Origin of the sequence: Bacteroides reticulotermitis JCM 10512 (assembly GCF_000517545.1) — a bacterium.
Taxonomy (GTDB): Bacteria; Bacteroidota; Bacteroidia; order Bacteroidales; family Bacteroidaceae; genus Bacteroides; species Bacteroides reticulotermitis.
Genome location: NZ_BAIV01000032.1, coordinates 1 through 15,913, shown reverse-complemented (window position 1 = coordinate 15,913; position 15,913 = coordinate 1). Strand labels below are relative to the sequence as shown.

General features: G+C 43.1%; 14 protein-coding genes and 4 pseudogenes. 10 read left to right on the top strand and 8 right to left on the bottom strand.

The features are described from left to right. Positions 1-43: 43 nt before the first annotated feature. Complete coding sequence (locus tag JCM10512_RS17130; RefSeq protein WP_044164939.1) at positions 44-772, bottom strand: RDD family protein; 729 nt, start codon at positions 770-772, stop codon at positions 44-46. A gap of 101 nt (positions 773-873) precedes the next feature. On the opposite strand from JCM10512_RS17130, the pseudogene JCM10512_RS17125 reads away from it, so the two are divergent. The 6 genes and pseudogenes from JCM10512_RS17125 to JCM10512_RS17100 all read left to right on the top strand — a co-directional run bounded on the left by JCM10512_RS17125 (position 874) and on the right by JCM10512_RS17100 (position 6,973). Next, a pseudogene (locus tag JCM10512_RS17125) lies at positions 874-1,835 on the top strand (stage II sporulation protein M). Beyond that, positions 1,816-2,747, top strand: a pseudogene (locus JCM10512_RS17120) (hypothetical protein). Before JCM10512_RS17125 ends, JCM10512_RS17120 begins: the two co-directional pseudogenes overlap by 20 nt. 15 nt (positions 2,748-2,762) lie before the next feature. Continuing rightward, positions 2,763-3,376 (top strand): annotated as a pseudogene (locus JCM10512_RS17115) (DUF4129 domain-containing protein). Next, complete coding sequence (locus tag JCM10512_RS17110) at positions 3,373-4,650, top strand: DUF4350 domain-containing protein (protein ID WP_044164888.1); 1,278 nt, start codon at positions 3,373-3,375, stop codon at positions 4,648-4,650. Before JCM10512_RS17115 ends, JCM10512_RS17110 begins: the two are co-directional and overlap by 4 nt. 10 nt (positions 4,651-4,660) lie before the next feature. Beyond that, the gene (locus JCM10512_RS17105; protein ID WP_044164886.1) at positions 4,661-5,635 is read left to right on the top strand and encodes an AAA family ATPase; all 975 of its coding nucleotides are present in this window, start codon (positions 4,661-4,663) and stop codon (positions 5,633-5,635) included. A gap of 29 nt (positions 5,636-5,664) precedes the next feature. Next, positions 5,665-6,973, top strand: a pseudogene (locus JCM10512_RS17100) (DUF58 domain-containing protein). Positions 6,974-7,155: 182 nt separating this feature from the next. Here the strand turns inward: JCM10512_RS17100 and JCM10512_RS25150 are convergent. Genes JCM10512_RS25150 through JCM10512_RS17080 form a run of 4 tightly spaced genes read right to left on the bottom strand, consistent with a single transcriptional unit; the run spans position 7,156 to position 8,935 of the window. Further along, positions 7,156-7,269 carry an immunity 17 family protein gene (locus JCM10512_RS25150; protein ID WP_439644383.1) on the bottom strand — a complete coding sequence of 38 codons (114 nt, stop codon included), beginning with the start codon at positions 7,267-7,269 and terminating at the stop codon, positions 7,156-7,158. Then, on the bottom strand, positions 7,266-7,679 hold the full coding sequence (gene tsaE / locus JCM10512_RS17090) for a tRNA (adenosine(37)-N6)-threonylcarbamoyltransferase complex ATPase subunit type 1 TsaE (protein WP_044164885.1): 414 nt from the start codon (positions 7,677-7,679) through the stop codon (positions 7,266-7,268). Before tsaE ends, JCM10512_RS25150 begins: the two co-directional genes overlap by 4 nt. A 24-nt stretch (positions 7,680-7,703) precedes the next feature. Continuing rightward, a complete protein-coding gene (locus JCM10512_RS17085) occupies positions 7,704-8,519 on the bottom strand; it encodes a metal ABC transporter permease (protein WP_044164884.1) in 816 nt (271 codons plus the stop codon). Next, positions 8,516-8,935: a hypothetical protein gene (locus JCM10512_RS17080; protein WP_044164882.1), complete on the bottom strand. Its 420-nt coding sequence runs from the start codon at positions 8,933-8,935 to the stop codon at positions 8,516-8,518. The genes JCM10512_RS17085 and JCM10512_RS17080 overlap by 4 nt, the downstream gene beginning before the upstream one ends. A 108-nt stretch (positions 8,936-9,043) precedes the next feature. Between JCM10512_RS17080 and JCM10512_RS22595 the strand changes: the two genes are divergently transcribed. After that, positions 9,044-10,162 (top strand): leucine-rich repeat domain-containing protein, encoded by a 1,119-nt coding sequence (locus tag JCM10512_RS22595; protein WP_044164881.1) that lies wholly within the window; start codon positions 9,044-9,046, stop codon positions 10,160-10,162. A 54-nt stretch (positions 10,163-10,216) separates the two neighbouring features. Here the strand turns inward: JCM10512_RS22595 and JCM10512_RS17070 are convergent, their stop codons facing one another. After that, entirely contained in the window at positions 10,217-10,933 is a 717-nt protein-coding gene (locus JCM10512_RS17070) for an SDR family NAD(P)-dependent oxidoreductase (RefSeq protein ID WP_044164880.1), read from the bottom strand. A gap of 24 nt (positions 10,934-10,957) precedes the next feature. Next, a complete protein-coding gene (locus JCM10512_RS17065) occupies positions 10,958-12,238 on the bottom strand; it encodes a 3-phosphoshikimate 1-carboxyvinyltransferase (protein WP_044164879.1) in 1,281 nt (426 codons plus the stop codon). A 474-nt stretch (positions 12,239-12,712) separates the two neighbouring features. Here JCM10512_RS17065 and JCM10512_RS17060 point away from each other — a divergent pair, with 474 nt between their 5' ends. Further along, positions 12,713-14,026 (top strand): tyrosine-type recombinase/integrase, encoded by a 1,314-nt coding sequence (locus JCM10512_RS17060; RefSeq protein ID WP_081741422.1) that lies wholly within the window; start codon positions 12,713-12,715, stop codon positions 14,024-14,026. A gap of 333 nt (positions 14,027-14,359) precedes the next feature. Here JCM10512_RS17060 and JCM10512_RS17055 read toward each other — a convergent pair whose 3' ends face one another. After that, a complete protein-coding gene (locus JCM10512_RS17055; RefSeq protein ID WP_044164877.1) occupies positions 14,360-15,244 on the bottom strand; it encodes a helix-turn-helix transcriptional regulator in 885 nt (294 codons plus the stop codon). Between the two features lie 348 nt (positions 15,245-15,592). Between JCM10512_RS17055 and JCM10512_RS24670 the strand changes: the two genes are divergently transcribed. Both JCM10512_RS24670 and JCM10512_RS17045 read left to right on the top strand, forming a co-directional pair. Beyond that, positions 15,593-15,724, top strand: a complete 132-nt coding sequence (locus JCM10512_RS24670; protein ID WP_262482620.1) for a hypothetical protein — start codon at positions 15,593-15,595, stop codon at positions 15,722-15,724. A 2-nt stretch (positions 15,725-15,726) separates the two neighbouring features. Then, positions 15,727-15,913: DUF3575 domain-containing protein (locus tag JCM10512_RS17045; RefSeq protein ID WP_369346495.1), on the top strand; the 187-nt coding region annotated here is incomplete at its 3' end.

Here is a 15,913-nt window from a genome sequence, read left to right as displayed (position 1 = left end):
ATAATACATCACTGCGATGTGTTTGTCATATTTTGCGTATTATTCAAATGTCTTCCAGTGCGTAATACTGATAATCTCGTAAGATAAGCTGAAGAAACTTTTCCTTATTAGGGTCACGAGCGGTGATGGAGAGCGAATCCTCTACCTTTTGGGCAAGTAGCATAATGCGGCGTACACGCTCTTTCTCACCCGACTCCAATGTACGGGTAATAACATTTATTTGTTCTAAAGATAAATCCGCTGCTTGCGGGTAGGTGGGGCGGTAATCTTTAGTCAAGTAATTGAATTCATCCAGGCTGACATGTATCTTCCGGTAGTTCTTTTCTTTAATCACCATCGTACCGGCAGCAAGATCGCCTATGCGTTGATTGTTCTTGGTCAGTAAGACCACCAGTAAGCCCATGCCCCCTGTTGCCGGACCATCAATCAAAAATAGCAACCAGCGGAGTAAATACGAACCGATGCTCGGGGTAGAACCGTCTGCTTTCACTACGCGGATATTCATTAGCTTCTTTCCAAAACTTTGCCCCCGGTTGAACATTTCACACAAAAAAGAATAAAATAAGACAGGCAAATATCCAATGAACAGAAAGAAGAGATAACCTGCGCTGGATTGATTAATGGGAGATTTGGTTATCAGTGTGGTCATGCAGATGAGGTAAATAGCAATCAGAAAGTAATCTATGAATAGAGCTATTATCCGCTCGCCAATGCTGGCTGGCGTTTGACTGATACGGACGAATTGCCCCGTGATAATTGTGGAATCTGCCATTACTGGTTGAACATTTTTACGTTTCTGTTGCAAATATATCATAATTCTCTTACTTTTGCTAACTGTTTCGGGCTAAACTTACTCGAGACGTGGAGGGAATAATGAAAGAAGTTACGTTTATTCGGCAGAATATAGAAAAATGGAAGGAGGCTGAGAAGGTCGTAGAGCAGGCATCACGTTTGTCTCCCGATCGGTTGGCCGATGTCTATACGGAACTGACTGCTGATTTGGCATTTGCCCAAACTCATTATCCCGTTTCTCGCATTACGATCTACTTAAACAACTTATCTTCCGCATTGCACAACGAGATTTATCGAAACAAGCGGGAGAAATGGTCGCGCATCATCACGTACTGGGCAAAGGAAGTGCCACAAACAATGTACGATGCTCGCCGAGAACTGCTCACTTCTTTTCTAATCTTTTTATGCAGTGTACTGATAGGCGTTTTGTCGGCTACCAATGATCCGGAATTTGTACGACTCATTTTGGGTAATTCGTATGTGGATATGACGCTGAATAACATAGCCAATGGAACACCAATGGCTGTTTATAACGGAAGTTCGGAAATTCCGATGTTCTTGGGGATAACCTTAAACAATGTGATGGTCTCTTTCTACTGTTTCGCAACGGGAATTTTAACCAGTTTCGGTACAGGCTATGTTTTGTTGCAAAACGGTATTATGGTAGGAGCCTTTCAAACCTTTTTCTTTCAGCATGGTTTGCTTTGGGAATCTTTTTTGGCTATCTGGCTACATGGGACTTTGGAGATCTGGCTATTGTCGTGGCGGGTGCCGCCGGATTATGTCTGGGAAACGGATGGCTCTTTCCCGGTACGTATTCGCGAATTGAATCATTCCGAAGAGGTGCTAAACGTGGTTTGAAGATTGTCATTGGTACGGTGCCTGTATTCATTTTGGCCGCATTCATCGAAGGATTTCTCACGCGGCATACTCAATTGCCCGATTTGCTGAGGCTGAGTATTATCCTGCTTTCACTTGCTTTTATTCTATTTTACTATATTTATTTACCCAATAGGAAAAAACATGGAGTCACAAAAACCTAAAATTGCATTGTATAAGAAGCGCTCTTTCGGCGATAAGCTGAATGCTTCTTTCGACTTTATTAAAGAAAACTGGAAGATAATTCTGAAGTTTACAACCTATCTGCTTTTGCCTTTATCACTGATTCAAGCATTAAGCCTGAATGGATTGATGGGAGGAGCCTTTAGTCTAATGCAGCAGGCTGAAGGAGGAAATGCCACAGTTCCGGCTATTGGTATAGCTTTTTTATAAATTATGGAGTTTACATTTTGTTAACGATGATTGGAACCATGCTTCTGAGTTCTTTGCTGTATGGACTCATACACACATACAATGAGCGTGAAGAACGTTTGCAAGGCGTCACATTGGGCATGTTGAAGCCTCTACTATTTCGCAATTTGAAAAAGATGCTTATCATTTTCCTGATGGGCTTCGCATTGGGCATTTTAATAGTACTAGTTTTGGTTATACTAATTATGCTGACTCCATTCACGTTAATCTTTACGATTCCTGCGGCGATTGCTGTAATGCTGCCATTCGCTTTGTGGACTCCCATCTACCTATTGGAAGAGATAACTGTAATCGGAGCGCTAAAGAAAGCTTTCCGTTTAGGCTTTGCTACTTGGGGAGGCATCTTTTTGATGGCCCTGGTTATGGGACTTGTTGCCAATATTCTGCAAGGGGTAACTATGATGCCGTGGTATATTGCTACATTGGTGAAGTATTTCTTTGCCATGAGTGATGCGGGAAGCGGTGCTACTGTCTCTGTCGGATACAGTTTCTTCCTTTATATATTGGGAATCATTCAAACCTTTGGCGTTTATCTGGCGATGATCTTCTCGGTAGTGGGCTTGGTTTATCAGTATGGGCATGCTTCGGAAGTAGTAGACAGTGTCACCGTAGAAGATGATATTGATAAATTTAATGAATTATAAGAACCAGATAGAAAGATGATAAACTCTCCCGCGGATACATTGGTTTGCGATACGGCACAGATTGCTCTTTGGCAGTCTAACCCGGCTTATGCTATAACCGGGAGCTGATTACACCCGAAATCAATGTGCTCGAGTGGGTCGCTAATCAATTCGCGGAGTTGTTACGACGGATTTTCGGCAGTAAATTTGCTACCGAATACTCCGAAATTATACTCATCAGCATTGCCATTCTTCTTTTGCTGTTTCTTTGTTGGTTGATTTATCGCAAGCGTCCGGAGCTTTTCATGCGTACGCGCAGAAAACAACTGGGTTATGTCACCGAAGAAGATACCATTTATGGAATCGACTTTCACGAAGAGATAACACATGCACTTGCCGGACAGAACTACCGTCAGGCTATTCGGCTACTCTATCTGCAAACGCTCAAGCAGTTGAGCGATGAAGGTAAGATCAACTGGCAACTTTATAAAACTCCCACACAATACATTTATGAAGTGCGTACGCCTGTTTTTAGACAATTGACAAACCACTTTCTGCGGGTACGTTATGGTAATTTTGAGGCGAGCGAATCGTTGTTTCAAACCATGCAAACGTTGCAACAAGAAATCATGAAAGGAGGTGAAGCATGAAAGGTAGCCGTTGGTTTATTATTGGCATAATAGCCTTTCTGATTCTTATGTTTGCAGTGGAATATCATTTGCCTAAGAAGTTTGTGTGGATTCCTACCTTTAGCCATAACGACAGCCAACCTTTCGGATGCGCTGTCTTTGATAGCGTACTGTCTACCTCCTTACCCAAAGGGTATGCTTTGTCGAAAAAATCGCTTTATCAATTAGAACAAGAAGATTCGTCCCAAGTGCGGGGAATATTGGTTGTCTCCAATGATTTGATGCTACCCCGGGTTGATGTAGAGTCCATATTGAAGTTGGCAGAACGAGGGAATAAGATCATGCTCGTAAGCACTCGGTTTGGGAGTATTCTGCAAGATACCTTAGAATTCTACTGTACGTATTCTTATTTCAACGCGAATACGCTGAAGAAACGTGTAAGTTCGCTAGCGTTAGAAAGAGATACAATCTATTGGGTTGGAGACTCTGTATACTCCTCCAACTTGTATCGCTTCTATCCACAATTTATAGCTTCCCATTTCTTGCGGACCGACTCCTTACCGCAAAGAAAATTGGTGGAGAAAGATTTAATGAAACAAACGACGTACGAAATAACCGATTCAGATACGGCCAAGATCCATAACGCTTACCATCCGTTGCTTGCTTTCTCACGTCCTTGGGGCAAAGGCGAAGTAATTCTGGTATCCACACCTTTGCTGTTTACCAATTACGGTATGCTGGATGGAAATAATGCAACCTACCTTTACCGGCTGCTTTCGCAAATGGGCGATTTACCTATCATCCGTACGGAAGGCTATATGAAGGAGTCGGCCCAGGCAGAGTTGTCTCCTTTTCGTTACCTACTTTCGCAACCGCCCCTTCGGTGGGCACTCTACCTTACCATGTTGGCGATTCTGCTCTTCATGCTGTTTACTGCCCGTAGAACGCAGCGAGTCATCCCAGTGATGCGTGAGCCGGAGAATAAGTCACTCGAGTTCACCGAACTCATAGGCACTCTCTACGCACAGAAGAAAGATTGTGCCGACCTGGTTCGTAAGAAATACATCTATTTCTCCGAAGAGTTGCGACGGGATATTCAAGTCGATCTTGATGAAGTTATCGATGAAGAACGCCAAGTGCGACGAATTGCACAAAAGACCGGCATGGATGTCGATGAACTGTGTCGCTTTTTCCGCGAACTTCGTCCGGTGCTGGATAATGAGAAGATTATTATTTCCGATGTGGAAATGAAACGTTATATTGATAAGATGAATGAAATAGTCAAACAAATATAAAGAAGAAATTATGGAAGAATATATAGAACAACGCGTAGACCTAACTCTCTTCTCCGAGAAGATACAACTCTTACGAGACCAGATAGCATCCGTTATTGTTGGTCAGGAGCAGGCGGTGGATTTGGTGCTTACAGCCATCCTTGCCAATGGACATGTGCTGATAGAAGGGGTTCCGGGAGTAGCTAAGACTTTGCTGGCTCGCCTGATTGCTCAATTGATTGAAGCTAAGTTCAGTCGGATTCAGTTTACGCCTGATTTGATGCCGAGTGATGTACTCGGAACTACGGTGTTCAATATGAAAACCAGTGAGTTCGACTTCCATCAGGGACCGATCTTTGCGGATGTAGTCTTGGTGGATGAGATCAATCGTGCCCCTGCTAAGACACAGGCAGCTCTGTTTGAGGTCATGGAAGAACGACAAGTCAGTGTTGACGGAACGACTCACCGGATGGGAGAGCTCTATACCATTCTTGCTACCCAGAATCCGGTGGAGCAGGAGGGAACCTACAAACTTCCCGAAGCACAACTCGACCGTTTCCTGATGAAGATCACGATGGGATATCCGTCGTTAGAGGAAGAAGTAGCCATTCTGGAGCGTCACCATACCAATGCCAAATTGATCAGATTGGAAGATATAATCCCCGCAATAACGTGCGAGGAACTACTTTCCCTACGAACTTTCATGAGTCAAGTATTTGTGGAGCCTAGCTTACTCAAGTATATCGCTTTAATTGTAGAGCAAACCCGTACCAGCAAAGCGGTTTATCTGGGTGCATCACCCCGTGCATCGGTGGCTATGATGCAATCTGCCAAAGCCTATGCCTTGTTGCAAGGACGTGACTTTGTGACACCGGAGGACATTAAGTTTGTAGCTCCTTACGTGCTTCAGCATCGTTTGATACTGACCGCAGAAGCCGAGATGGAAGGTTATTCCCCTATCAAAGTAACACAACGCCTGATCGATAAGGTTGAAGTACCTCAGTAAAATAATATAAATAATAAACGCAGCCGACATTGTTTCTACCTCGCCGCTTCTATATAGCCTTGATTTTCGTTATCGCTCTGTTTGTCGGAGGATACGTGTTCGCCCCCTTGTTCGTTGCCGGACAGGTAGCTGATACTTCTCATCCTCTTGCTGTTGGTCGATGCCTATCTGCTCTATCGGTTACCGGGAATCCGGGCATACCGCCAGTGTGCCGAACGGTTCTCCAATGGTGATGAAAACCTCGTAGATATTCGCGTGGAAAGTAGCTATACGCATCAAATAGCCGTGTCGGTAATTGACGAGATCCCTTTCATCTTTCAGAGACGCGATATCGATTTTCATTTGTCGCTTCAGCCCGGTGAAGGGAAAAATATCAAATACAATCTTCGGCCAACGCAACGTGGAGTCTATTCCTTCGGCTTCATTCGCGTATTTGTATCTACTCCTTTGGGTATTCTCTCGCGCAGATATACCGTTGGCGAACCGAAAAACGTTAAAGTCTACCCTTCCTACCTGATGCTTCATCAATATGAGTTGCTGGCTATCAGCGATAATCTGACTGAACTTGGTATCAAACGTATCCGTAGGGTGGGGCATCATACCGAGTTTGAGCAGATAAAGGAATATGTGAAAGGTGACGACTACCGGACAATCAATTGGAAGGCCAGTGCCCGTCGCCATGAGTTGATGGTCAATGTCTTTCAGGATGAACGTTCTCAGCAAATCTATAACGTGATTGATAAAGGAAGAGTCATGCAACAGGCTTTCCAGAGGATGACCTTGTTTGATTATTCAATCAATGCGTCGCTGGTGCTCTCTTATGTGGCGATGCAGAAGGAAGATAAAGCGGGATTGGCAACGTTCAATGAGCGCTTCGATACTTTTGTGCCTGCTTCGCGTCAGGCAGGGTATATGCAAACGATTCTGGAAACTCTTTATGCGCAACAGACCAGTTACGGAGAAACCGACTTCTCGGCACTTTGCGTACATCTCAATAAGTACATCAACAAACGAAGCCTGCTTATACTCTACACAAACTTTGCTAATATTGCGAGTATGAACAGGCAATTAGCTTACCTGCAACAGCTAAACAGACGTCACCGGCTGCTTGTTGTTTTCTTCGAAGATACCGACTTGAAAGAATATATATCCCGTCCGGCAGACAGCACAGAAGAGTATTACCAGCAAGTTATTGCCGAGAAGTTCGCTTACGAGAAACGCCTCATTGTCTCTACACTGAAACAGCATGGTATTTACTCGTTGCTCACTACGCCGGATAACCTTTCGGTTGATGTGATTAACAAATATCTGGAAATGAAATCCCGGCAAATGCTGTGATTTACCGGGATCGGATTTTGTTTTTCCTGAAATTCTGTTGATTCCAGTTGTTTACATAAGAGCTTTCTCCTCGAAGGCTGCGCGGGTCATTACAAAGAAAAAGATGGATGCCCCGATTAGAACAACTCCTAAAAGTCCATACGCAACGCGTGCAAATGCTCGTCCCTCTTTCTTCACAATATCTATTGTGTGGGCGGATTGAAAAACCAGTCCCAATTCAAAATAGATGCTATTAGTGAAGTCGTTCCTGAACACAGAAAGAGTAATTGTGCCAGGTATTGTCCAATTCCGTTCATAGCTTAATGATTCGTGTTCCGTCTTCTTGTTCTTCAATAGTAACCTTTACAGCATTACCCGGTAAAAGTTCTTCTACGAGTTCAGGCCATTCGATAAAGCAAAGTGCTCCACTGTAGAAATAATCTTCATAGCCCATGTCATACACCTCGCTCAACTTCTTGATGCGGTAGAAGTCGAAGTGATAAATCAGCTCGCCGTTTTTGTCCGAACGATATTCGTTGACAATGGCAAAAGTAGGAGAGGTGATGATGTCCGATACACCCAATTCCTCACATAAAGCTTTTACGAAAGTCGTTTTGCCGGCTCCCATTTTCCCGTATAAGGCAAAGACGGTGTTTTCGTCCATAGCGTTGATAAATTGACGGGCAGCTTCGTGAATGTTTTCCAATGACTGAATCTTGATTTCCATATGCTAATAAATATATGATGAATTTTATTTTGTACATAGTGACTGTCGAATACTTCTTCCTACTTTGCAAACCGCATAAATCAGGATTGAGAAAAAGATAATCGAGGCTCCCGAAGGAACTCTCCAATGATAAGAGATGAACAATCCACCCATACAGCCCAAAAAACCAATAAGAATGGATAGCCAGATAATCCGTTTAAAGTTGTATGTGAATAAGTTCGCCGTCATTTGCGGAATGGTGAGTAGTGAAATAGCAAGCACGATGCCCACCATACGCAAACAAGCAACAATTGTGAGCGCAATAAACATCATCAAGAGATACTCGAATACGGCTACCGGAATACCTTGCGAACGGGCAAACTCCCGGTCAAACGCAATTGAGACGATAGGATGTATAAATAAATAGAAGAAAACGATTAGTGCCAACGTCAATAGCCCCAACATCCACAAATCATCTTGCGTAATGGTTAAAATATTGCCGAACAGGTATGCCGATAGGTCCGGAGCAAAGCCGGGCGACAGGAAGCTAAATATGATTCCCAACGCCATTCCCAGTGTCCAGAAAACAGCGATTGCCGAATCTTCGCGCATATCTTTCCGTTTGCTGAGCCATTCGACACCAAATGAAGATAGCACCGAAAAGATAGCAGCCGAGAGAATGGGAGAGATTCCGGCGAAGAGTCCGATCCCGATGCCACCAAATGAAGCATGCGTAATCCCTCCGCTAATGAAAACCAATCGGCGTGTAACAATGTATGTGCCGATTATGCCGCAGGCAATGCTTGCCAGCAGGCTACCCAATAGGGCATATTGAAAAAATGTATATTGCAGTAGATTCACGTTATTCTCCTCTCTTCGATGATAAGAAATACTTCGTCTTTAAGACTCTCCGGCAGTTGGATTTCCCTGAGTTGTAAACTACGCACCCAACCGGCTACTTCGGATTCCATTGTGCTATACAACACCTCACGAAACCGATTTGTTTCTTTTTCCGAATAGGAATTTGCTTCCCGTCCGATAAACTCGTCCAGCTCTTCGTCGTCGTAATACTCTATTTGGGTACTTACACCCGCCAGCAGACTGTCACGTTCGCAGATAGCATGTTGTCCGCAGCATTCGGCATCTGTAATCCGCACCTCCGGCATACGATCCAACTCCCCCCGCTTTATTTTACTTTGGAGTCTCCGGTTGCGAATCGTACCGGCTACCCAAGCAATGAGGCCTAGCAACAGTAAGCTTATAACGAGTATCCACATAATCGCACATCTCTAATTTCCGCAAAGTTACTTATAAATTTGTATTCTGTCGTGTCTGTTGTCTGATATTTTTCTTATTTTTGCTCTTTGTTATTAAAATAGTATGCAATGAAACTTGATAAATTACTTTCTATACTACTTGGTTTTGTTTTGCTTGCGGGGTTCACTTCTTGTTCGGAAGATAAAAGCGTGTTTGGCGATGAGTTTGAAATACCGGAACTGACGGATAAAAACACGATTCAATTCACAGTAGATCTCACTTCGGGTACTTGGAAGCAACTCGAAATATTTGCTAGTGGAGGGAGAGTGGTGGTTGATTGGGGAGACGGGCGTGTGCAAAAGGTGGAAGACCCGGGATCACTTTCGGGCGGAATCAGGTACCGATACGGCAACTCTAAAACCTACCGGGTGAGGATTTGGGCCGAGGAACTGAGTTTCCTTAATATCTCCGGATTGCTTTTGACGCTTCGTGATTTGCAGATGGGGTATTTTCCGAATATGTCGGATCTGTCTATTAATAGTATTGTGGGTACAAAAGCTCTGGATTTAAGCTCCTCTTGTCCGAATGTGAAAACGATTAATGTTGGGAATAATGCCGATTTGGAACAAATTGATATAAGCAGGTGCAGCAAGTTGGAATCAATCCAACTATATACCCATCCGAAGTTGACTTCGTTGAAACTCGGTGCTCACCCGAAGCTTATAGGTTTATATTGTACCGGAACTTCTCTGCGTACCTTATCGTTCAAAGGATTACCGGAAATGAGGGAGATCGATTGCAGCAATAATCCCAATTTGTCGACCATTGAGGTGGATGATGGACAGCAAATAGGTGCGCTACTATGTTATTCTTGCGCTTTTAAAAATATGGATTGGTTAGATCATATAACTGGTTTGTCAGAACTTGCTTGTCATGGGAATCAATTGACGGAACTGGATTTGTCTGCTCATCCCTACTTAGCTTATTTGAACTGCTCAAATAATCAGTTGACTCGTTTGTCAATTCCAACTTCAAAGTCAACGCGGCAGTTAGCGTGTCATTCCAATCGCTTGGATGCCAATTCACTGAACGAACTCTTTGAGAATTTACCCGATATGTCGAGCTTTGTTACGCCCACACTACAGTTTAGAATCAGCTATTACGATAATCCGGGTGAGAAAGATTGTGATGCGGATATAGCGGTCCAGCGGGGATGGACGATCACCGAATCAAAGCCGGCAAACTAAACTATTGAATAAAATTGTGTCGCTGTGTGCTTCGCCTCTTTGGGAACGGACAACTTACATGCGACAATAAATAGGCGCAGGTATTATCCGGAATATACCAGCTACATACTTCCATCTTTTAGAGATGTAAGCTACCCGTTTCTTTCGCGCAATTGCTTTTCGTATCTGCCGGGCCGCTTTATCTACTGGTGCTACCCAAAATAAACCTTCGCCTTTAGCCATTGCTGTATCTACGAAGCCCGGACGAATATCGGTGGTGAAGATCGGATGCGAGGATTTGGCCGCTTTCTGTCGCAATCCCTCCATATAGTTGATTTGATAAGCTTTCGATGCGTTGTATGCCGGAGCAATGCCACTGCCACGTGTTCCTCCTACGGAAGAGATGTTCACGAGATGCCCGCTGCCTTGTTTCTCAAAATATCGGAAGCCCCAATCGGCTACATGTGTAAAACCAAGAACGTTGGTTTGCAAAGTCGGCTCCTCCAGTTGGAAGTCCAACTCCGGATTTAACTCACCCGTTCCGGCGCAGATAATCAGGAGATCCATTCCACCCATCTCCTGAACAAGCGCATCTAAGATGGAAATTCGATGTTGCGTATCGGTTAGGTCGCATACCCGGTTAACTATTTGGTTCGGATGCGCGGCGTTCATCTCTTGTAGGACTGCTTCTCTGCGGCCGGTGATGCCCACCAGAGAGTTTTCGCTGACATATTGCTCTGCAAGTGACCGTCCAATACCGGAAGTTGCTCCTATAATCAGTATTTTCTTCATAAGTCACTTCGTTTAGTTAGTTGATTAGTTTTCTAAGGAAGCCGAGCTATCCGTTTGTTTCGGGAATTTAATTTCCGTTTCTATACGAATACCGAACCCAACTTGTCGAAGATGGTCCCAATACGTGGGATACGACTTCGTTACCACTTGTGGTTCCGCAATTCGGATCGATGGGAAGCGCAAGGCCGCCGGAGCGAAAGCCATAGCCATCCGGTGATCCTCGTACGTATGAATAACGGGGATCGCTTGCGGTTTACAACGTTCGCCATTCCAAAAAAGCACGCTGTCATTCTCTTCGCTTATCAGGTAACCTAGCTTTTTCAATTCGGTACGGAGTGCGGCAATGCGATCCGTTTCCTTAATCTTCAAACTTTGGAGTCCGGTGAAGCGAAAGGGAATATTTAGGAGCGCACAGGTAACTACAAATGTCTGTGCAAGATCAGGAATATCGATGAAATCTTCGTCCAGACGCGATGGTAAATCGCCCGACTTTCTCAGGCGTATTCCTTGCGGTATGTATTCGGTTTGAACACCCAAGCGACTAAATATCTCTGCACCTCGGCTATCTCCTTGGTAGCTTTTGTGAAACAATCCGGTCAATACGAGGTCAGCTTCAGGAGCTAAGGCAGCAAGCTGATACCAGTAGGAGGCAGCGCTCCAATCACTTTCCACGGTAAACTGCAAACTCTTGTACGGAACTGGAGCAACATATATGGTGTCAGCGGCAGTCCACGAAGCTTCGGCACCAAAATCATTCATTAGGTGAAGCGTCAGGTTGATGTATGGGCGTGAAATAATTTCTCCGCTCAGACGCACGGTTAGTCCGTTTTTCAGTACAGGTCCTATCATCAATAAGGCCGATATGTATTGAGAACTTATGTTCCCTTGCAGCGTGAGCTCTTTGCCTTCTAAAACCCCTCCTTGGATGTGCAACGGTGGAAATCCTTCGGTGTCTGCATAATCGATCGTTGCGTTCAGTGCACGAAGCGCGTTTACTAATATTTGTATGGGGCGTTGCTGCATACGTTCGGTCCCGGTAATTGTACGTTCACCCGGTATTACACTCAGGTAAGCAGTAAGAAAGCGCATGGCAGTTCCGGCAGCCATAATGTTGATCAGCTGTTTCCCTTGAGCTATAGCTTGTATCAGCACCTTTGTGTCGTCACAATCGGAGAGATTTTCTGGAGGGTACGTACCTTTTCCCAGTGCATTGATAATCAAAACCCGGTTGCTGATACTTTTAGAAGCTGGTAACTTGATGGTCCCTTTTACTGATGAAGGCGTAGTAAATAGATAGCGTTTCATACTGATTTTTTTGTGGTTTCGAAGACAAAGGTAAACAATTATTTGGAAATCATCGGGAGTAGCCGTGAAAAAATCAGATTGACATCTCGCCTCTCTGTTTTTATCTAACAGATTCTATCTGTCATTTGCATTGGGCAAATCTACAGACAAAGTTCTGCTTGCTGTTTTAATTAACCTCCGATTTATCTATTCTTTATTTATTATCAATGAGTTAAGTGTAAAGCGCTGATAAGAAATGCTCGTTTGAGCGAAACGATGCGATTGGGAGAAGAAATACAGCTGTTTGCAAGTTGGCTATGCTAAATTTAGGAAGTCTATTTACATGCTATCACCTATTTGTTTTACAATTATTTCCAGCCATTTTACAATAATTCCCTAAACTATCTAAAATGAGAAAATAGCCTATTACTATATTAATTTTTTTTGCTTCCGAAGGTGTACTTTTGTCAATCTATTAATTCTAATTGATTCACTATGACATCAGTAAACTTCGTATTTCGTCCTTCTGGCAAGCAAGGGTATAATCTAGGTAGCTTAGTTTTGCGTATTGTGCATAAACGCCGCTCTAAAAGTGTAACTCTGAAGGGGTGCCGACTTTATCCCAATGAGTGGGATAGCGAAAAGCAAAGCCTTATTTATCCCAAAAACAATCCTGTGCGGGTGGCTTATCTTGAGAAAGTGCAGCAGGTACTTACAGAAGAAACCAAGTTGTTGGAAAGTCACTTACTCGGTATTCGAGAACGTGGGCATTATTCCGTAGATGAGGTTATCAGTCTTTACCGGCTTCGTAAAGACGAGGGCCGAATTTTGGGTTTTGCCGAAAGTCTTGCCCGCGAGTTAGACCGTCGTGGACAGTTTCGTACCGCAAGGGCTTACCGCACCGTTACTCAGGGATTGATAAACTTTAATAAAGGTATGGATATTCCTTTGCATCAGATTAACGCTAGATTGGTCAAAGACTTTGAGATCTATTTGCGGTTTCAAGGCAAGCTACCCAATACCATTTCTTATTATATGCGTAATCTGCGTTCGATCTATAACAAAGCCCTTTTTACGAAGGTTTTCAAGGGAGGTCGTGACGAGAATCCCTTCTTGGGAGTTTTCACGGGTGTTACCAAGACCATGAAACGTTCTCTTTCACTTACGGAAGTTAAACAGTTCTGTGATCTGGATTTTGTTTCTTTCTTTAACGAGGGGCTCCCGTTCAATGAATCTCATCGTTACGCAGAGCGTCTGTATTCCGCATACCGCTATTTCCTGTTTTGTCTTTTTGCGCGTGGCATGTGTTTTATCGATATAGCCTATTTAACTAAGAAGAACCTGCGAGGAGGAGTTATTAAATATGTTCGTCGCAAGACGGGGCGACTAATGGAAGTCCGGGTTACTCCCGAAATGCAAACGATCATTGAGAGTTTTTCCTTGGATGTTGCGCGTTCTCCTTATCTTTTTCCCATCATTGTTCCGATGATAGGGAGGGTGGAGACTCCTAAAACAGCTCGTTTGAAATACGAGACAGCTTTGCGTAATCAGAATGTTCGTTTGAAGAAACTCGCTTTACTTGCCGGCATAAACAAACCCATTAGCACCCACTGGGCGCGTCATACTTGGGCTACTATTGGTAAGCATGAGCATGTTCCGTTGCAGGTTCTAAGCGAGTGTTTGGGACATAGTTCAGAAAGAACCACGCTTATTTATCTGGGGCTTTTGGAAAATTCTATTTTGGATGAGGCCAATCAGGCCATTACTTCTGCGATTCAGTATCAGCATACTGTTTCATTTCACGCATGATGAATTGTGGGTTGGCTTAAAATAAATAGTCTAGGATCACTGAAAAGTTCTACTTGACGAATCTGACTGCCGTTGGGCGACAATCTCTGCTGTTGCCTGACGGCCTTTTTTGAGTATCTAAATAGCTTATAATTCGTTGATTTAGATTGGGATGCAAAGAAAAAATACCAGTTTTAATTATATTTTTTTATCTTTGCAAAAGCATATAATCTGACAGTCATACGAATTCTGACACTTGCAGAGTGTCAGATGATGCGATAAATCTCCTTTCAATTCTGCTGCAAAAATAGGCGTTCTCGTTTAAATTGCACTTATCAATAAGGGTTATTTATTTTACATATCTTCTGTTTTCTTTAATCTAGTTAGTCTTATTTGGGTCGGTGTCTTGTCAAATTCCTTTTTACAGAATCTCGTGAATGACGATTCCGAAGCGAACCCGTTTTCCATGGCTATTTGCTTGAATTGTTTCTCGGTTGACGTGATTTCAACCTGAATGATACGCGCCCTTCCTTGTAGCATCCACTTATAAGGTGTCTGTCCAAAAACGAACGTGAATCTTGCGGTAAACCTTTTGCTTGTCATGTTCAGGAAAGCTGCTAGCTCTCCTACAGTTTGGAATCTGTTCCAGTGCATTCCAACCTGTTCGGAAAAGGTAATGTCGCTGCTGAGTATAAGGTATAAAAACTTATATATTTCCTCTTTAGTATAATATAATCTGAGTAATAAAAAGAACTCATCTACCTTAAGATCAAGTAAATAATAGCAAGAAAATCCCTCTTTTAAAGAATTGGCGATTGTGTTGACAAACTGTTGTATATGGGTGTTCATCTCTAACTCTCCAAAGTTCCCGTTCTGGGGTTTGTATTCCTCCATTTTGTTTCTGTTGATTTTTAGAAACAAGTCTTCCAAAGAGAAGTTCTTGCATAACTGAATTGATGTTTGAATCCTGAAAAGAAGGACTGTTGTATCTTCCATGGCTTGGTATGAACATCTACTTCCGGCAAGTAGGAAAAGCATCTTTCCACTTGCCACCGGGTAGTAAGTTTTATCCCTTGGATACAGTCTTAGACTACCTTTAATTATAAATATAACTTTATGGAATGTTAGCTCTGCCACATCGGCTTTTCCTTTTGACATTTTTGCAACTTCAATTACCGTCTTTTCTGTTTTGCGGCAATTTACGCACAGTTTATGTGCTTTCTTACTTGAACGTTTCATATTCCCTTCATTATTAGTTAGTTAATTCTATGTTTTGCAAATGTTTCACAAGTCGTTTTTTTGCCTAAAATAAGGCTTCTTAATAGTCTATTTTTTTTAGTGTTTTGTGTTTTTCCGAAATGCGCCTCTGACGCTCTGAAATTGTCAAGATTATTATTGGATAGTTTAACTTCACTCACAGAAGCGCTGTTTTGTGGCTTAACTATCGCTTTGGTAATGATAATTAATAAGAGGGTAAAGTAAGCAAGTATAGTTGGATATCTCATTATATGGCATTCTTATTATAAGAATATTTCAAGTTTTGTGCCATATTTTTTCTGTACGCCTTACTTTTTAAAGCTAGATTGAATGAATAAGCTATTGGCTAAACTACTTCTATTGTTATTTGCTTTTCCGCTGTACTTGTATGCGCAGATGGTTGATTCGTCTGCTGTGAGTCGGGTACCCGACTGCCGGGTAGGGAAGCAATGCCTACCGTAGCTTTGAAAACAAATCTGCTGAGCGACTTGACTGATACTTTTAGTTTAGGCGCTGAGTTTCGCCTTTCGGGCTATCTGACTATGGACTTGTCCGCCAATTACAATTCGTGGACTTTCTCGGATAACCGGAAGTTCAAACGGGTGACAGTGAATACCTGCTTGCCATCCTTTGCCACCGACTCGAACGGAA

Excerpts from the sequence above, each read along its gene's own strand:
- JCM10512_RS24670 (WP_262482620.1), top strand. The coding sequence starts at position 15,593 with ATGAATAAGCTATTGGCTAAACTACTTCTATTGTTATTTGCTTTTCCG.
- tsaE (WP_044164885.1), bottom strand. The coding sequence starts at position 7,679 with ATGGAAATCAAGATTCAGTCATTGGAAAACATTCACGAAGCTGCCCGT.
- JCM10512_RS25150 (WP_439644383.1), bottom strand. The coding sequence starts at position 7,269 with ATGAACGGAATTGGACAATACCTGGCACAATTACTCTTTCTGTGTTCA.
- JCM10512_RS17130 (WP_044164939.1), bottom strand. The coding sequence starts at position 772 with ATGGCAGATTCCACAATTATCACGGGGCAATTCGTCCGTATCAGTCAA.
- JCM10512_RS17070 (WP_044164880.1), bottom strand. The coding sequence starts at position 10,933 with ATGAAGAAAATACTGATTATAGGAGCAACTTCCGGTATTGGACGGTCA.
- JCM10512_RS17055 (WP_044164877.1), bottom strand. The coding sequence starts at position 15,244 with ATGAAACGTTCAAGTAAGAAAGCACATAAACTGTGCGTAAATTGCCGC.
- JCM10512_RS17080 (WP_044164882.1), bottom strand. The coding sequence starts at position 8,935 with ATGTGGATACTCGTTATAAGCTTACTGTTGCTAGGCCTCATTGCTTGG.
- JCM10512_RS17105 (WP_044164886.1), top strand. The coding sequence starts at position 4,661 with ATGGAAGAATATATAGAACAACGCGTAGACCTAACTCTCTTCTCCGAG.
- JCM10512_RS17110 (WP_044164888.1), top strand. The coding sequence starts at position 3,373 with ATGAAAGGTAGCCGTTGGTTTATTATTGGCATAATAGCCTTTCTGATT.
- JCM10512_RS22595 (WP_044164881.1), top strand. The coding sequence starts at position 9,044 with ATGAAACTTGATAAATTACTTTCTATACTACTTGGTTTTGTTTTGCTT.
- JCM10512_RS17065 (WP_044164879.1), bottom strand. The coding sequence starts at position 12,238 with ATGAAACGCTATCTATTTACTACGCCTTCATCAGTAAAAGGGACCATC.
- JCM10512_RS17060 (WP_081741422.1), top strand. The coding sequence starts at position 12,713 with ATGACATCAGTAAACTTCGTATTTCGTCCTTCTGGCAAGCAAGGGTAT.